The following is a 17,050-nucleotide window of genomic DNA, read 5'->3' as shown; positions in this document are numbered from 1 at the left end:
AATGAAGAATTTATATATTACATTAAGTTTTGTGATCGCTAGTATGACACTATCAGCACAAAATAAGGATACCGAGAAGGCCGACAAGCTGTTTAACCGATTCGAATACGTAGATGCCTCTGCTGAATACCTAAAGCTTGTAGACAAAGGAAAGGCTGACAGCTATGTGTATAAGCAATTGGCTGACAGTTATTATAATGTCTTTAATACAAAAGAAGCTATCAAATGGTACGCGAAAGCAACGCAAGAAAAGCAAGATGCTGAAACGTACTACCGTTATGCTCAAATGCTAAAGGCGGAAGGAAAATATGAAGAGTCGAATGCGCAAATGCAAAAATTTGCTGGTTTAGCGCCAAACGACCAAAGAGCCGTGACGTTCAAGCAAGACCCTAACTATCTTCCGAAGCTGAAAAGCCAGACAAAGCTTTTTGATGAAAAATCATTAGACATCAACAGCGACCAGTCTGATTTTGGAGCGGTATTGACAAACGACAACACGCTTTATTTTGCCAGCGCAAGAAACAAGTCTAGAAAGACGTACGGATGGAATGAAGAGCCATTTTTGGATCTTTACAAATCAACGTATAATGCTAACGGAACGTTCAGCGAGCCGGTAACTGTTTCGGAAATCAATACGAAATTCCACGACGGACCTGCTACGATTTCTGCTGATGGTAATACGATGTATTTTGCCAGCGAAAGTTTTAAAGAAGGTCAGTTTGAAAAAGACAAATCTAAAAAACTAAAATTCGGACAGGTTTATTTGTTCAAAGCAACTAAAGAAGGGGATAAATGGACAAATGTGAAAGCATTGCCATTTACCAGCAAAGAGTATTCTACAAGTAACCCGAGCATCAGCAAAGACGGCAAAACACTTTACTTCTCATCGAACATGCCAGGTTCTATTGGCGGTAACGATATCTGGAAAGTGGCTGTAAACGCTGACGGTAGCTTTGGAACTCCAGAAAATTTGGGAACTAAAGTAAACACTGAAGGAAACGAAAGCTTCCCTTTTATTACTGATGACAACAGATTGTACTTTGCTTCTGACGGAAGAAAAGGTTTTGGAGCATTGGATATTTTTGTAATCGACTTTAATAAAAAGACAGATGCTGTAAACGTTGGAGCGCCAGTTAATACGGCTAAAGATGATTTCGCATTTTCTTTTAATACGACTAAAAATATCGGTTTCTTTTCAAGCAACAGAACTGGAAATGACAATATCTACCAAGCGACGCCAGTTTGCGGTGTAGAAGTAGTTACTTTAGTTAGAGATGCTAAAACAGGCGCTATCTTGTCTGATGCAAGAGTGGCTATTCTTGATGATAAGAAAAACGTAATCGAAACTAGAACTACAGCAGCTGATGGCCAAGTAGTATATAGTGTTGATTGTAACAGAGCGTATACGCTTCAAGTTGCAAAAGACGGCTACGAAAGCAATGTATTCCCAGTTGCGAAAACAAATGGCGGTACTGTAAACATCAATGCTGACTTACAGCCTATCGACGTGATTGTGACTCCGACAGAAATTGTCTTGAAAGAGATTTTCTTCGAATTCAACAAGAGCAACATTACGCAAGAAGGTGCATTTGAGCTAGACAAACTTGTTCAAGTAATGAAAAATAACGACCAGCTAGTAATCATGGTAAAAAGTCATACGGATAACAGAGGTAGCGACGAGTACAACATGAACCTGTCTGACAGAAGAGCAAAATCGACTGTACAGTATGTTATTTCTAAAGGCATCGACAAATCAAGAATCTCTGGTAAAGGGTATGGCGAAAGCGAACCAAAAGTGGACTGCAAAGAAAACTGTACTGAAGAGCAACATGCTCAAAACAGAAGAAGTGAATTCTTGATCATCAAGAGATAATTTCTAAAGTTATATAATTTAAGGGATGCCAATCGGCATCCCTTTTTTTATGCCATGAATGACCGGCCTGTATGTGTATATTATACGTCTTCGATGGAAAGTAAAGCCTTAGTTTCCCCTTTTATAGCTTCCGGATGGGAATGCATTTATAAACGGCGATGCTAGTTGCTATAAACAGACGTTTTTAAGGTGTTTAAGGCCGTTTTGTGTCAAGGTTGGCAATTTGCCCGCGCGTATGCCTTTTCTGTTTTTATAGGCTAGAAAATGGCCTTCTGCTAATTTGAAAATTGAGCTTAATTGTAATAGTGTCAATAGGATTGATAAGATAAAGCTAGCAATGAAGAAGAAATAGCGTATATCATCTACATTTATGAAGTATGATTTATGATGTAAGCCTTTGCTGTTCTAAGAGAAGAATAGTTATAAAGAAAATCTCGCTTGATGTAAATTGTTTTAAAGAAACGAAATAGTAGTATAAACAAAAACCCCGTTGAATAATTTCAACGGGGTTTTTATATTAGGAATCTGATATATTATCAGGCTTCGTCTTAGTTGATTAGGATATCGTCTATACCGAAGTTAGTCGTCAATCTTGGGTTTGAAAGTCCAGAACCAGTATATTCGAAGATGAAGAATCCGTTTCCGGTTACTCCAGCAGGAATATTGAATGTTCCAGCGTTTACAAAGCTTTGGCTTGTTCCGATGTTGAAGCTTGAAGTAATATCAACGATAGCTGCAGTCCTGATGTCTTGTCCAGGAGTGTAGTTTGTCGTGTAGTATACTTTAAGTGGTGCGTGACCTGTTACTGGGAAAGAAACTTTGTATTTGAAAGTCATTGTGCTTGCCGCAGTCATATCGATTGGCACGAAGAACATCGTTCTGTTGTCTTCATTTGGTGTTCCAAAAGAAGTCATTTCAAGATATTTTGAAGCTGTAGTCTTCACGCTCCAAACTTTAGTTCCGATGATAGGATCGTTAAAGTAGTTGATGAAGTTGCTTTGGTTTGCAGCATAGCTTTCGAAGTTCTCGTTAAGGCTTCCAGCAAAAGTGAAAGTTCTTGTACCGCTCAATTTGATATCGCTTTCGTATCTTACGATGAATTGGAAATCAGAATTATATTTCGTCATAACACCTCTTACTTTTCCGCTTCCAGAAGGCACTCTGTTTCCTGAGAAAGGAGCAAAGCTGCTAAAACGGATGATGTTTGAAATACCGCCTGCATTTGTCGTAAGGTAGTGGTTTGTTGCGCCACCTCCAGAATCGATATCATAATACGTTCTTCCCACAGAAGCATCAGCAAAACGTACATCATCGATCTCGATCAATGTATTCAAGTTTGCGTTTGTATAGGCTTGTGCAAGTGTTACTGTTCTTACCATATCGTTTTCATTCACTTTTGTGCAAGAAGGGAAGATAGACTCTCTCCAAACGTTCTCAGAGATTCTTCCGATTTCAGTACCTTGGTATAATGCACCAATTTGTAATGAGTTGAACACATTAGCATAGTACAAACCTTTTAGTTTGATATACACTTTAGTTCCAGGAGTAAATCCTTCAGTAAAAGTTGAAGAAACGTTTAAAGCAATGCTGAATCCCACTGGCGCACCTGTTTCAGGAAGCGTTTGTAAAGAGATAGTCTTGAAGAAAGTTCCTTTTTCGTCACTAGAAGTTACGTAGCCTTCGATAACATCATCATCTGCGTAAAGTTTAGGAGTCGTAGTTGCCATAGCAATGATTTGCTGAACCGTTTTTGTAGCTGTTAATCCTGGATCAACACAGTCTAGGTTCGGACTGCTATAGTTATCATCATTTGCGCAGCCAGAGAATAGACTAGCAGCGATAACAGCGATACATATAGATTTGAATATTGTAGATTTCATTTTTTTACTTTTAATAGAATTAATTATAAACTCTAATATTATCAACTTGATACGTACCGTCTAGCGTCGTACCATTACCTTTTACTTTGAATGCGATATGAGCCGTTCCGGTATATCTTGACAAGTCAATTACTCCAGATTTGATAAACTCATAACGTACAGAGTTAACTGTTGGCAAAGTCGCGTTTAATGACTGCCATGTTGCAGCAGTAACATTGGTTCCGTCATAATCGGTTGAGATCAATACTTCGATTGTATTGGCAGCATTGTCAACGAAAGCTTGCGCTACTTGAAATACTAGCTTTTCGCCTTCCTGAGCGTCAAGATTGATGCTTGGAGTAATCAACCAGCCGATATTTGAAGCTTGGCCTGATTGGAACGTAGTGAATTCAGCATAACCATTGCCGCTAAAAACTTGGTTTGTCCAACGAACAGTACCCGCTTCAGCAAAGTTTGTCCATCCTTCTTTTTCGAATAATGTATTGTCTGCACCTTCTGAAAAGTTTTCGCCAAAAATTAATGGAGTGTATTCAGGAAGGTTAGTGTCGTCATCATTTACACAGCTTGACAGTATTCCCATCGAAAGAGATGCGAATAATAGTGTTGTTAGCTTATTTATTTTCATAATAGACATAGATTAGAAGTTGATGTAAAGGTTCACAAAATAGGTTCTTCCGTATCCGTAGAAATACCTTGGAGCAAATGCAGGTGTTCCGCTAGAAACATCTCTGTTTAATTCCTGATAGTTGGCATTTCTTGCCTGTTCAAATCCACCTGTTTTGTAAGTTTGATCAAACACGTTGTTGATACTTGCGAAGAATCCTACAGTCTTGCCATCGATTCTCCATGATTTTCCTCCAGTTAAATTTACTAAATAAAAATCATCAAATTTTTCTTGTTTCAGTAATTTTCTTGCGTTCTCACGATCGATGTCAGAGAAAGGAAGGTCTAAACCATATGGATCAGCAGAGTTTTCGAAGAAATTGCTAGTTCTTAATAACGCAGATACATCTAAATAATTGCTTGCCAAGTAGTTTGCGTTAGCACCAATCCACCAGAAATGAGGATCTCTATATTCAAGACCAACAGAGTAGGCTTGTTGCGGCATACCAGGTAGACGATAGTTTTTCAATGAAGCTTGACCAAAGTTTACTTGTGTGTTTGGAGCTCCAACAGATGTTGCAGAACCTTCTTGTACCAGTGCAGCAAGGGCATCATTGTTGATACTTACGTTTGGATTGTTGTCATAAGTATACTGTCCATAAGTACCGGTAGCAGTGAATTTTAATGTTGGTATGATTTGGTATTCGATACCCAATTCAACACCCATGTTTTTCTTGTTGATGTTTGTTACTGTTTCAGCCACAAATGCGTTAGCGTCAGATCCGTCACCTTCAAATACACCTTCTGCGAAGAAGAAAGATGTTTCAGTTGCATTTTTGATTGTAGAGTAGAAACCAGTCAATCTTGCTTTTAATTTAGGAGCTCGGATGATGTAACTTGCGTCAACACTCATGATGTTTTCGCTGTCGATATCGCCAACGATAAGATTGTTCAAACGTGCATTAGGGAATGTGTTTCTCAATGAAGGTGCTTTAGTCATATAGATTGCATTCACATCGAATAATTGTCTTCCTGTCATTTTATAAGTGAAACCTCCTTTGAATCCGAAGTTTTCAAAAATAATCTTGTCGCTTTTTCCAAAAGAGTTGTTCGCGTACAATCCGTTTCTGTATAAACCTTCTCTTTGGTATTGAGAACGAGAGAATGATTGTGCCAAATAGAAATCAACTTTGCTGTAATTGAATTTGAACTGCGTGAAAGCATCAGCAATATCAGCAAGCAAGTTATAGTTGTAACCATACGTATCACCTACACCAATTTGTCTGTTTGGATTGTTCAAGTCAGACTGTGCGAAGTCTCCTGTGTAGAAATTGTCATAATCGCTGAAATACTGTCCTCCAAGAAGGTCAAGCATATTCTGGAAGTTATGCGATTTCAATTTTCTGTAGGTTGCACCAGCATTAAGAATGATGTTGTCAGACAATTGCGTGTTCAAGATTGAATTAGCTGTCCAAGTTTTGTCATCTGTTCTGTCTTCATAAAGTGCGTAAACACTATTTCCAGCCTCTGTTCTTTGGTTTGCAGCATACATTGCATCCCAGTTGATTTGGCGGTTTGTTAAGAATCGAGCTCTAGAAGCTTCCAAAAGGTTTGCCTCTGTGTTCCCGATAAAAGTATTACCATCATACATAGAAGTATAATAGCTAGGTAGATTTCTGTAGTACGTAGGATCAGGATTGTTTACGTTTTGGAAATCAAGACGGCTGTTTCCGATTTCACCAAATTGGTAAGAAACGTTCGTGTTTAAGTTTGTCTTTTCCGTAATTTTCCAGTAGTGGCTTAGCATAAAGATAGGCTCTTCAACATCTTTGTCTCTAGAGTTTCTTTTTTCGCCATTTTGCCATCCCCAGTATGAGTTGTATTTTTCACCAGCAATTCTTGTAGTTTCATCCGTATTTGGAGAGTTTTTACCTCTGCTGTTTTGCGCATAGATTGCTGTAAAGTTCAAGCTATGGTTGTCATTAAATCTCTTTTCGATACTTGCAAATAAAGAGTTTGCGCTGTAGTCAGTTCCGTCGAAATAGCCTTCTTCCGCCCATCTTCTTGAAGCAGAAATTACGTAAGCAATTCCGTCTTTATTCATTCCTGAAGCATGAGTTCCCATCATTCTCCAGCTGTAGTTTGTATTGGTTCCTGAGAAGGAAATTCTGCTACCTGGTCTGTAAAAAGAAGCTCTTGTATTGATTTCTTGAGTTCCTAAGATACCTCCGAAAGTATAATCTGAAGGAGCAGAACCCATTGTAAATTCTTGATTTCTAGTAGCGTCGTTTAGACCTCCCCAGTTGCTCCATTGTGGTCTTCCATCATAAACTTTGTTCATTACGATACCGTTTATCATAGTTGTTCCGTACTCATTGTCAAGACCTCTGATTCTGAAACGAGCCTGACCCCAGTTGAATGCCGCTGATTGCTGGAAAGCATCTCTTGTTGCCTGCAACAATCCTGATGTACTCTCAGAACCACTGTTGTCGTCACCAAGGTCATTTTCGGTAATGGTAATCAAGCTTAATTGCTGCTCAGAAGTAATGTCTTCTTCTAATACAACAACTCCCAAATCTAAAGGCTGATCAGCCACATCGATAGATAAGATTTGACGAGAATAGCCAGTACTTGAAACCTCAAGGATGTGGCTGCCGTGTGGTGCATTTTCGAAAACAAAAACACCATCAGAATTTGTCAATGCTGTCAATGTCGTGTTTCGAAGCGTAGCTACTACATTTTGCAATGGTTTTTGAGTTTTTGAATCAACAACCTTACCTTTTACCAAAGAGCTTTGTTGAGCAAAAGCAAAAACGACTTGCAGTACAAATAAAATACTAAATACAAGTTTTTTCATAAATAAATTTAATGATTAATCCCTTTTTGTTAGAAAAACAATTTCTTAACGGGCGCAAAGTTACATTATTAATTAATATTATTTACTTTTGCTCCCAAGTTTATGTTAAACTTCATATTTAATTAATATTGGATTTATGAGAATTAAAAAATTTATTGCCCTTTTCATTGTATTATTTTCAATAACAATAGCGAAAGCTCAGGATAAGAAATTTAAAGTGCAAACGATTGCATTCTACAATTTTGAAAACCTGTTTGACACGATCAATAATGCGAATGTGAATGATGAAGAGTATACACCAACGGGCACTCAAAGATGGACGGCGGAGAAGTACAAAAAGAAACTTGAAAACCTGAGCAGAGTATTAAATGAAATAGGAACCAGCGACCAGCAAAAAGAATCTCCTGTAATTATAGGAGGATCTGAAATCGAAAACCGCGGCGTTCTTGAGGATTTGGTAAAACAACCACTTTTAATCAACAAAGATTACGGAATCGTACACTTTGATTCGCCAGACAAAAGAGGGATTGATGTTGCGTTGCTTTATCAGAAAAAACACTTTAAGCCAACAAGCTCTATAAACGTTCCGCTGATCATCTATGACCAGTCTGACAAGACACAACGAATTTATACACGTGACCAATTGCTAGTGACGGGATTGCTAGATGGCGAAGAAATGCATTTCATCGTAAACCACTGGCCATCGCGTTCTGGAGGCGAGCAAAAGTCTAGCCCGAATCGTGAAGCGGCAGGAAGACTTAACAGAAAAATAATCGATTCTTTATATTCTATAAACCCAAATGCAAAAATCATCACTATGGGCGATTTGAATGATGGTCCTTATAATAAGAGTGTGAAAATTGAATTGGGTGCTAAAGCTAAAAAAGAAGAGACTAAAGAGAGAGGCATGTACAATCCGATGGAAGAAATGTCTAATAAAGGAATTGGTACTTTGGCCTACCGCGATGCGTGGGACTTGTTCGACCAAATGATTCTTTCGGAACCATTCATCAGAAAAGACTATACTTCGTATCGTTTTTGGAAGGCAGGAGTTTATAACAAACCCTTCCTGACACAGACAACCGGACAATATAAAGGATATCCGCTTAGGAATTCCAATGGTCAGGTTGGATTCAGCGATCACTTTCCAGTCTATCTGTATCTGATCAAAGAAGTAAAATAATTTTTAAAGGCTAGTTTTCGCTAGCCTTTTTTATTTTTAGTAATTTAGTAGAAATATTAAAATTATGGCAATTTCAAAACCATTCAATCTCAACCAATGGATTGAAGAAAACAGGCATCTTCTAAAACCGCCTGTCGGAAATAAAAACATCTATGCAGATTCTGGAGATTATATCGTAATGGTTGTCGCCGGACCTAATGCCCGAAAAGACTATCATTATAATGAGACGGAAGAACTTTTTTACCAGCTCGAAGGCTCTATAAAAGTAATCATCCAAGAAGATGGTGAGCGAAAGGAAATGGAGCTGAATGCTGGCGATATGTACCTGCATCCTGCAAAAACACCGCATTCTCCCGTACGTTCTGCCGGATCAATCGGTTTGGTAATCGAAAGAAAGCGCGCTGGAAAAGGCTATACCGACGGACTGCTTTGGTTCTGCGACAACTGCAACCATAAACTTTACGAAGTCTATTTTGAGCTTAAGGATATCGAAAAGGACTTTCTGCCTCATTTCCAGCATTTCTATAATTCCAAGACCTTAAGGACTTGTACTAAATGCGGCACTATCATGGAAGCCGATAAAAAGTATACCTTAAAAAGGTAAAAACTGATTCCGATTTCTAAAAGCCTTTTGTTTGAATGCTGATTTAAACCAAAGGCTTTTTTATGAATAAATTTCAGGCCGAAATCGACTGTCCTAAAAAAAACATAATAAAGCAACAGCTTCACTTTTAAAGTTCTACCTTCGCGCCACAATTAAATTATCCGAAAAATGGACGATTATTATCAGAAGAACATTTCATTAATTTAAGGACAGCATGTCATTTTGCAAGCTGTTCTTAGAAATAGCGTTGCATTATGATCACATTCTACAAAAACAACAATGGGCTTATCCACGCCCAAAATCCAGACAACAGCTGCTGGATTAATGCCGTTTCTCCAACAGCAGAAGAAACAAACTACCTTCTCAAAGAGTTAAAAATTCCCGAAGCGTTTTATAACGACATCGAAGACATTGACGAACGTCCGCGTCTCGAAACTGAAAACAGCTGGAATCTTATTGTCTTGAGAATTCCTTTTAAAAGCGACGATGCAAAGCTGCCGTTCAATACGGCGCCACTCGGGCTGATATTTAACGAAGACGTTTTTGTTTCTCTTTGTTTCCATCCCAACGATATGCTCGATGATTTTGTGCTTTATACACAGCGCAAAAAAATAACAATCACTTCGCACTATGATTTAGTGTTGAAGCTGCTGCTATCGTCAAGTGTATGGTACCAAAAATACCTAAAGCATATCAACCAGCGCATCAAGCTGGCCGAGAACAATTTGGAAAAGTCAATCAAGAATGAAGAGCTTCAAGCATTGCTGCAGATTGAAAAATGCCTTGTGTTTTTTATTACGTCGCTAAAAGGGAACGATATCTTGTTTCGCAGGATTAAAAATCTGAAAAACCAACAAGATGTTCTTGATCCAGATTTGCTTGAAGACGTAGAAATCGAATTGCGCCAGGCAGAAGAAACCACCAATGTCTACAGCAATATCTTGACAGGCATGATGGATGCTTATGCTTCGGTAATTTCCAACAACCTGAACATTATCATGAAACGACTTACCTCTATCTCGATCATCCTGATGATTCCGACGCTTGTGGCAAGTTTATACGGAATGAACGTACCGAACAACCTCCAAGACAGTCCGTTTGGATTTTGGATTATCTTACTGATTTCGCTTTTGATATCTGTTTTCGGAGTATTCATGTTCAAGAAAAGAAATCTATTTTAAGCAAACATTATTTTATAAGGCAGGGAAGGCGGATTATTGCTAAAAAATCATTTTCATTCGCAAAATCCACCTATAAATCATAACTTCGCAAAAAATATTACAATTTACAATCAAAAAGTTATAAATGGCAACAACAGCAAATCAATTCGGAATGACTGAAGCCTTGCAGCAATTGGGCTTGGCAGCAATTAATGAAGGAACTTCAACAGGAAACAGCTGGTTTTCAAATGGTGAAATCTTAGAAAGCTATTCTCCAGTTGACGGTCAGTTAATCGGAAAAGTAAAAACAACTACTAAAGAAGATTATGAAAAAGTAATGAAAAGCGCGACCGAAGCTTTCAAGACTTTCAGATTAATGCCAGCGCCACAGCGTGGAGAAATCGTGCGCCAGTTTGGTCAAAAATTACGTGAGAAAAAAGAAGCTTTAGGCAAATTGGTTTCTTACGAAATGGGAAAATCTTTGCAAGAAGGTCTTGGAGAAGTTCAAGAAATGATTGATATCTGTGATTTCGCAGTAGGATTGTCTCGCCAATTGCACGGTTTGACGATGCATTCTGAGCGTCCTGGACACAGAATGTATGAGCAATACCATTCGTTGGGAGTTGTAGGAATCATTTCTGCGTTTAACTTCCCAGTTGCCGTTTGGTCTTGGAATACAGCCTTGGCTTGGATTGCCGGAGACGTTTGTGTTTGGAAGCCATCTGAAAAAACACCTTTATGCGGCGTTGCCTGCCAAAATATTATTGCCGAAGTTTTAAAAGAAAACAATCTTCCAGAAGGAATTTCGTGCTTGATCAATGGTGATTATAAAGTAGGAGAGTGGATGACCTCTGACGTTCGTGTTCCTTTGGTTTCTGCTACAGGTTCGACACGAATGGGTAAAATCGTTGCTCAAACTGTTGCCGGACGTTTAGGTAAATCTTTATTGGAATTAGGAGGAAACAATGCAATCATCGTAACTCCGGATGCGGATATTAAAATGACGGTTATCGGTGCTGTTTTCGGTGCCGTAGGAACTGCAGGACAAAGATGTACTTCGACACGTCGTTTGATTATACACGAAAGCATTTATGATAAAGTAAGAGATGCTATCGTTGCAGCTTACGGACAATTAAAAATTGGAAATCCGTTAGACCAAAACAATCACGTTGGACCGCTTATCGATACGCACGCCGTTGAAATGTACAACAAGGCTTTAGATAAAGTAGTTGCCGAAGGCGGAAAAATTATTGTTGAAGGTGGTGTTCTTTCTGGCGAAGGTTACGAAAGCGGATGTTACGTAAAACCTGCAATTGCAGAAGCTGACAATTCTTTTGAAATCGTACAGCACGAAACATTTGCGCCAGTTTTATACCTATTGAAATATTCAGGAGAAGTTGAAAACGCGATCGATCTTCAAAACGGCGTGGCACAAGGCTTATCTTCTGCTATCATGACAAATAACTTGCGTGAAGCAGAAAGATTCCTTTCTGTTGCTGGTTCTGACTGTGGAATTGCTAACGTAAACATCGGAACTTCTGGTGCTGAAATCGGCGGTGCTTTTGGTGGTGAAAAAGAAACCGGAGGCGGCCGTGAGTCAGGTTCTGATGCTTGGAAAGTTTACATGAGAAGACAAACCAATACGATCAACTACACGACAAACTTGCCATTGGCGCAAGGAATCAAGTTTGATTTGTAAGAATTAAACATACATAATTAAGAGTCCCGCTGATGAGAATTGGCGGGATTTTTTGTTTTAGGACTTTTTATTTTCCGCAATAAAACCTTTCGTCATAAAGGCTGAGCCATTCGTCAAATGAATTTTATGTTGTGCCGTTGAACCGCGTACTTCGTGCAAAAATAAATTTGACATGAAGAAACAGGTTTTTTATTTAGCGTTATTTTTTACGCCGATTATTGGCGTAGCTCAAACGGGTATTTCAGGACAAGTCAAGGCAGATTATGTGCCTTTTTCTAATTATGTTCGTCCAATCGACAGCGTAAAGACAGACTCTAAAAGCAATTTTAAAAGAATACAAGGCGCTTTGGAAATTCCGCTATCACTTACGATGATTGAAGAGAATAAGCCCAAATTATGGTCGCTGTATCTTCAGGGAAGCTATGCGGCTATGGAAAACAAATATTATGACGAGAAATTATTTCCGACGAAGCTGATGAATGCTCAAGTTGGAGTGAAGCATATCCGTCCCATCGGTGGCAAATGGTCAATGATGGCAACTCTATCTGTTGGAGTATATACTGATATGGAACAAATTACTATCGACGATGTCCTTTTACAAGGAGGTGTTTTATTTATTAAAAATTTCAAACCTAATCTGGCTTTCGGATTTGGGCCGGTGCTGACTAATGCTTTTGGTGTTCCAATGGTATTGCCTGGAATTTACCTTAATTGGGAGACTCAAGGCGCATTGCATTTTAAGGTTGCATTTCCAGAAGGAGCGGAAATAGGTTATAGATTTGCTCCTAATTTCGATCTGAAAGCCGTTGTTGAATTGGATGGCATGACGGCTGAAATTACGAAAGATGGAAAATCGAAATTGTTAGGGTATCAGCAAATAATAGCAGGGATACGGCCTCAGTTTACATTAGGAGAAAACTGGTTTTTTGAATTGACAGCTGGCTCTACTTTGACGCGTTCTTTTCAGACAAACGATAGAAAGATAAGCGATATTTTTAAAGAAAAAGATATGGCCAATCCAAGATTTACGACTACGTTTTATGGTGCTGCAGCTTTGAAATGGAAGTTTTAGCGACTTAACGGCTCAGCAAATTTTTATAAACTACCTCTTTTAAGAGTGCTTCCCTGCGTGTTCTTGAAATAGGTAGTTGCTGATTATTAATAGAAAGGCGTCCGCCAGCAATAGAATCGATATGGTCGATATTGACTAAAAAGGATTTATGAATTCTGAAAAATTTTTCTTTCGGTAGCGTTTCTTCTAACGAAATCATGGTTTGATGGATGATTAGAACTTGATTTTTAAAATGCAGCTTGGCATAGTTTTGCATTCCTTCAATATAAAGGATGTCAACCCATGATATTTTTTGAAAACCTTCTCCTTGGCGAATGTATAAAAATGGATCAGCCGGAACTTGCTGTTTTGCCGAAGCAGTCAACGAATATAATTGCTGTGCTTTTAAAGAAGCTTGATAAAACCGTTGAAACGTAATAGGTTTTAACAGATAGTCTACAATTTGCAAGCGATATCCTTCTAAAGCATGTTCAGAATAGGCTGTGGTGAAAATCGCCATTGGAGGCCGGTCTAAAGAATCTAAAAATTCCAATCCAGAAAGATAAGGCATGTTGATATCCAGAAACAGTAAGTCTACTTGTCCGTTTTGAATGTATTCTGATGCTTCGAGTGCAGAGGCACAAGAACCGACAACTTCTAGAAAATCTATTTTTTCAATAAAATCGATGATGCTATTGCGCGCCAAAGGTTCATCGTCAACAACGAGGCATTTAATTAGGGGTTTCGATGGCTGTTCTAGATTCAAGTTCATATCAGTTGAGCACTAAAGTAAGAATAATTGTGAATTTATCTTCTGTCTTTTCAATAGTCAGATCATAACGGTCTGGATATTGGATGTCGAGTCTTTTACGCACATTTTCTAATCCAAGTCCATGGTCATTCGACAATGCTCTATAGTGTTCGGTATAAGAATTTTCTATCTTTAGCATCAGATGCTCGCCATCTTGTTTGCATAGTAAATTGACATAGCCGTTCTCATGAGGCAACCTAGAAACATGCTTGAAAGCATTTTCTACCAAAGGCATCAATAATAATGGCATAATCTGGAGATTGCCATTTTGGATTTCCCATCTACAATCGACATCCAATTCATTCCCCCAACGCACTTGTTCAACACCCACAAGATCTTTTAGGTATTTGACTTCTGTTTCCAGCAGTACATATTCGCGATTGCATTCATACAATTGATAACGCAGAATATCCGAAAATTTTATAAGCAATTCAGAAGCAAGAGGTACATTCCGTTGCATAAGGATGTGGATATGATTAAGCACATTAAACATCAGATGTGGATTGATCTGGTCTTGCAATATCTTAATTTGTGCTTCTAAATGATTTTGCTTTAGTAAGGCATGCTTTTTCTCCATTATCCCATGTTCTTGGTAAAAACGAAGGCCGCAAGCTGTGCCGTTTATTAAAAGAGCTGCAGGAATCGAAGTATAAAAACGAAACCAAAAGTGCTCTAAAACTGGCAATTTGGATTGTGGATAAGGTTCTCCTATTTCATGGCTCGCAAATACAATAGAAATGAGTGCCAAGCATCCGGCGAGAAGAAACGCCATAAAAATAAACTGTACTACAAAGAACCGCATCTTACCTCTATCCAGAGCTTTTGGCAGTAAAATGTCACTAAGAGTGTGAGATATAGTAATAGAAAATAGTAAAAAAAGCATTGTCTGGTAGACGGCATACGAGAAGCTAAAATCTTGAATAATTTGTGCCCATATTGCAAAGCCTAATACGCACCAAAAGATGCTTATAAATAGCCAATGTCGGTATTGTGAATTTTTCTTCATGCGGAAAGGAGCAAAGATACTCTTGCTTCGTTAAAGTTAGGAATACTATGCAAAGAAGGGAAGATTATTGCTCTTTAAAAAAAATATTTGACCAATGGCATGTGTGTTTTGACTAAAAGCAGAAGTTACTCATGGTATGAATGATTTTTGCTTATTTCTCCCATAAACTATCCGTAAAATACTGCTTACTGTCTAGAAAATTTTCAAGTACTTTAAAATCCAAATGTTCGGCCAGTTCCTCTATTTCTATAAAACTATATTTTTTCGAAAGCTCCGTCCAAATGGTTTCATCTTTTTGGAACGTAAATGAATTGTTAAGCACGCGGCTGTAGAATCGTTGTTTCGCTAAGCTGTACAGATAGCTGTTGACTTCACCATTTTCGGGATTGTAGTGGCAATAAAAATCAAATTGGCTCACATCGATATCAGCATCCAATTCGCGATTGATTCTGTGAAGCAGGTTGATATTAAAGGCTTTCGTAATACCATGCGGATCATCGTAGGCTTTTTGTATGATCCTTGGGCTTTTCTGCAAATCAATTCCTAATAATAGCTTGTCTCCTTTTTTCATGCCCGAAGCAAATTTCTGAAGCAGGTCAAAGGCATCTTCTTTTTTATAATTACCAATATTGCCGCCAAGAAAAAGGAACAAGTTTGGCGTGTTCTCCTTTGAAATGTCTTTTATAACCTCAAAATAATCACCAATCTTAGATTGCATTTTGATTTCTGGAAGCGAGGTCAGGATGTTTTCTTCTAAGATCAGAATAGCTTCTTCAGAAATATCAATCGGCATATAGGTGAAATCAGCATTTTTATTCAAAAACGCTTGAAGTAGCTGTTTTGTTTTTGTGCCATCGCCAGAACCAAATTCCACGATATTGAATTTGCCTTTAAACTCAAGCCGTTCTAAAATCTGTTCTGATTGTTCCGACAAGATCTCGAATTCACAATTTGTCGGATAGTATTCCGGCATTTTCATGATCTGCTGGAAAATATGGCTTCCATTATCATCATAAAAATATTTAGAAGAAAGATGTTTCTTTTTTGCAGTCAGTCCTTCCAAGACATCTTCCGCAAAAGCGGTAGTATAAATTTGTGGCGTTGTGTTCATAAGCAGTTATTTTGCAAGACGAATGCCGTTGAATTGCCAACGTTCGTCTGCGTGAAAAAAGTTTCTGTAGGATTTTCGGCTATGGTGTGGCGATGTAGCACAGGAAGAACCGCGCAGAACCATCTGGTTGATCATGAATTTTCCGTTGTACTCGCCAATAGCGCCTTCTGGTTTTTTGAAATTAGGATACGGTAAATAGGCGCTGTTTGTCCATTCCCAACGTTTTCCCCAATCCAATTTATCGGCGGCGATTTCCCATTCGAATTCTGTGGGCAGTCGCATTTTTTTCCATGCAGCATAAGCAGAGGCTTCATAAAAACTGATGTGCGTTAAGATGGCATCAGCATCTATTTTTTCTAATCCTTTGAGCGTATAGCTGTGCCACTCTCCATCAATTTTATGCCAATACAAGGGTGCTTCAATTTTGTTTTCAGTTACCCATGACCAACCTTCATCCAGCCAATAACTAAAATCTTGATAGCCGCCGCTGTTGATAAATCCAAGATAGTCTGAATTGGTAACCAAGGACTTTGAGATTTCAAAATCATGCAGATATACTTTATGCCTGCCATGTTCGTTGTCAAAAGAAAAGCCTTCTTCTTCAAAACCTATTTCATAGATGCCTTCTTCTATCTTGACAAATCCGCTTTCGGCATTTTTCTGGTTTTCCCACTCGATATTTTCGTCATAGATTGGAAAAATCGGATTGTTTCCGAGAATGTATTTAATATCAGTCAAAAGTAATTCTTGATGCTGCTGTTCGTGATTCAGGCCTAATTCTATCAATTCTTTTAGTTCTTCTGATTTAAGCTGTAGCAGTATGTGCATGTGCATATCGACATACGCGCGGTATTCAAAAACTTCTTGTACTCCCGGACGCGTGATGTTTCCTCGGTCGGCCCTAAAAACACGCTTTCCGACAAAATTGTAATAGCTGTTGAAAAGAAAACTGAAGTCCTTATCAAAAGGAGTATAGTCTGGAAGATGTTCTTTCAAGATAAATTGCTCGAAAAACCATGTGGTATGGGCCAGATGCCATTTCGGCGGACTCACAAAGTTGACGGGCTGGGGTACGAAATCTTCTGTTTTTAATGGGCTACAGAGATGTTCGGTATGTTTTCTAACGGAATTATAACGGTCTGAAAGTGTCATTTTATTGATGGTTGGAGATATCTAATTTACGAAGAATGTTTCAGAGCCATTTTGAAAGCA

13 protein-coding genes are annotated in these 17,050 nt (G+C 38.5%); 6 read left to right on the top strand and 7 right to left on the bottom strand.

What is annotated here, in order from left to right; all coding sequences use genetic code 11:
• Position 1 precedes the first annotated feature (1 nt).
• On the top strand, positions 2 to 1,873 hold the full coding sequence (locus CLV94_RS06710) for an OmpA family protein (RefSeq protein ID WP_121375639.1): 1,872 nt from the start codon (positions 2 to 4) through the stop codon (positions 1,871 to 1,873).
• Between the two features lie 548 nt (positions 1,874 to 2,421).
• Here the strand turns inward: CLV94_RS06710 and CLV94_RS06705 are convergent.
• The 3 genes from CLV94_RS06705 to CLV94_RS06695 are packed head-to-tail and all read right to left on the bottom strand — an operon-like array spanning position 2,422 to position 7,213.
• A complete protein-coding gene (locus CLV94_RS06705) occupies positions 2,422 to 3,753 on the bottom strand; it encodes a DUF5689 domain-containing protein (protein WP_121375638.1) in 1,332 nt (443 codons plus the stop codon).
• A gap of 19 nt (positions 3,754 to 3,772) precedes the next feature.
• Positions 3,773 to 4,378, bottom strand: coding sequence for a choice-of-anchor J domain-containing protein (locus CLV94_RS06700; protein WP_147406599.1), 606 nt, complete (start codon positions 4,376 to 4,378; stop codon positions 3,773 to 3,775).
• A 12-nt stretch (positions 4,379 to 4,390) separates the two neighbouring features.
• A complete protein-coding gene (locus tag CLV94_RS06695; RefSeq protein WP_121375636.1) occupies positions 4,391 to 7,213 on the bottom strand; it encodes a carboxypeptidase-like regulatory domain-containing protein in 2,823 nt (940 codons plus the stop codon).
• Positions 7,214 to 7,349: 136 nt separating this feature from the next.
• On the opposite strand from CLV94_RS06695, the gene CLV94_RS06690 reads away from it, so the two are divergent.
• The 5 genes from CLV94_RS06690 to CLV94_RS06670 all read left to right on the top strand — a co-directional run bounded on the left by CLV94_RS06690 (position 7,350) and on the right by CLV94_RS06670 (position 12,931).
• On the top strand, positions 7,350 to 8,396 hold the full coding sequence (locus CLV94_RS06690; protein WP_121375635.1) for an endonuclease/exonuclease/phosphatase family protein: 1,047 nt from the start codon (positions 7,350 to 7,352) through the stop codon (positions 8,394 to 8,396).
• 64 nt (positions 8,397 to 8,460) lie between these two features.
• Positions 8,461 to 9,000 carry a 3-hydroxyanthranilate 3,4-dioxygenase gene (locus tag CLV94_RS06685; RefSeq protein WP_121375634.1) on the top strand — a complete coding sequence of 180 codons (540 nt, stop codon included), beginning with the start codon at positions 8,461 to 8,463 and terminating at the stop codon, positions 8,998 to 9,000.
• Positions 9,001 to 9,254: 254 nt separating this feature from the next.
• Positions 9,255 to 10,181, top strand: coding sequence for a magnesium transporter CorA family protein (locus CLV94_RS06680; protein ID WP_121375633.1), 927 nt, complete (start codon positions 9,255 to 9,257; stop codon positions 10,179 to 10,181).
• 124 nt (positions 10,182 to 10,305) lie between these two features.
• Complete coding sequence (amaB, locus tag CLV94_RS06675; protein WP_121375632.1) at positions 10,306 to 11,859, top strand: L-piperidine-6-carboxylate dehydrogenase; 1,554 nt, start codon at positions 10,306 to 10,308, stop codon at positions 11,857 to 11,859.
• A 172-nt stretch (positions 11,860 to 12,031) separates the two neighbouring features.
• The gene (locus CLV94_RS06670) at positions 12,032 to 12,931 is read left to right on the top strand and encodes a DUF6268 family outer membrane beta-barrel protein (RefSeq protein ID WP_121375631.1); all 900 of its coding nucleotides are present in this window, start codon (positions 12,032 to 12,034) and stop codon (positions 12,929 to 12,931) included.
• A gap of 4 nt (positions 12,932 to 12,935) precedes the next feature.
• Here the strand turns inward: CLV94_RS06670 and CLV94_RS06665 are convergent, their stop codons facing one another.
• The 4 genes from CLV94_RS06665 to egtB all read right to left on the bottom strand — a co-directional run bounded on the left by CLV94_RS06665 (position 12,936) and on the right by egtB (position 16,990).
• Entirely contained in the window at positions 12,936 to 13,682 is a 747-nt protein-coding gene (locus CLV94_RS06665) for a LytR/AlgR family response regulator transcription factor (protein ID WP_121375630.1), read from the bottom strand.
• A 1-nt stretch (position 13,683) separates the two neighbouring features.
• Positions 13,684 to 14,493, bottom strand: a complete 810-nt coding sequence (locus CLV94_RS06660; protein WP_245982474.1) for a sensor histidine kinase — start codon at positions 14,491 to 14,493, stop codon at positions 13,684 to 13,686.
• A 385-nt stretch (positions 14,494 to 14,878) separates the two neighbouring features.
• The gene (locus tag CLV94_RS06655; RefSeq protein ID WP_121375628.1) at positions 14,879 to 15,838 is read right to left on the bottom strand and encodes an L-histidine N(alpha)-methyltransferase; all 960 of its coding nucleotides are present in this window, start codon (positions 15,836 to 15,838) and stop codon (positions 14,879 to 14,881) included.
• Between the two features lie 6 nt (positions 15,839 to 15,844).
• Positions 15,845 to 16,990 (bottom strand): ergothioneine biosynthesis protein EgtB, encoded by a 1,146-nt coding sequence (gene egtB / locus CLV94_RS06650; protein WP_121375627.1) that lies wholly within the window; start codon positions 16,988 to 16,990, stop codon positions 15,845 to 15,847.
• Positions 16,991 to 17,050: the final 60 nt, after the last annotated feature.

Origin of the sequence: Flavobacterium endophyticum (assembly GCF_003634455.1) — a bacterium.
Classification (GTDB): Bacteria; Bacteroidota; Bacteroidia; order Flavobacteriales; family Flavobacteriaceae; genus Flavobacterium; species Flavobacterium endophyticum.
This window is presented reverse-complemented; position numbering and strand designations above follow the sequence as displayed.

Bases quoted from the DNA above. Each gene is read 5' to 3' on its own strand.
- CLV94_RS06665 (WP_121375630.1), bottom strand. From the start codon at position 13,682: ATGAACTTGAATCTAGAACAGCCATCGAAACCCCTAATTAAATGCCTC.
- CLV94_RS06695 (WP_121375636.1), bottom strand. From the start codon at position 7,213: ATGAAAAAACTTGTATTTAGTATTTTATTTGTACTGCAAGTCGTTTTT.
- CLV94_RS06710 (WP_121375639.1), top strand. From the start codon at position 2: ATGAAGAATTTATATATTACATTAAGTTTTGTGATCGCTAGTATGACA.
- CLV94_RS06705 (WP_121375638.1), bottom strand. From the start codon at position 3,753: ATGAAATCTACAATATTCAAATCTATATGTATCGCTGTTATCGCTGCT.
- CLV94_RS06670 (WP_121375631.1), top strand. From the start codon at position 12,032: ATGAAGAAACAGGTTTTTTATTTAGCGTTATTTTTTACGCCGATTATT.
- CLV94_RS06700 (WP_147406599.1), bottom strand. From the start codon at position 4,378: ATGAAAATAAATAAGCTAACAACACTATTATTCGCATCTCTTTCGATG.
- CLV94_RS06685 (WP_121375634.1), top strand. From the start codon at position 8,461: ATGGCAATTTCAAAACCATTCAATCTCAACCAATGGATTGAAGAAAAC.
- CLV94_RS06680 (WP_121375633.1), top strand. From the start codon at position 9,255: ATGATCACATTCTACAAAAACAACAATGGGCTTATCCACGCCCAAAAT.
- egtB (WP_121375627.1), bottom strand. From the start codon at position 16,990: ATGACACTTTCAGACCGTTATAATTCCGTTAGAAAACATACCGAACAT.
- amaB (WP_121375632.1), top strand. From the start codon at position 10,306: ATGGCAACAACAGCAAATCAATTCGGAATGACTGAAGCCTTGCAGCAA.
- CLV94_RS06690 (WP_121375635.1), top strand. From the start codon at position 7,350: ATGAGAATTAAAAAATTTATTGCCCTTTTCATTGTATTATTTTCAATA.
- CLV94_RS06655 (WP_121375628.1), bottom strand. From the start codon at position 15,838: ATGAACACAACGCCACAAATTTATACTACCGCTTTTGCGGAAGATGTC.
- CLV94_RS06660 (WP_245982474.1), bottom strand. From the start codon at position 14,493: ATGGCGTTTCTTCTCGCCGGATGCTTGGCACTCATTTCTATTGTATTT.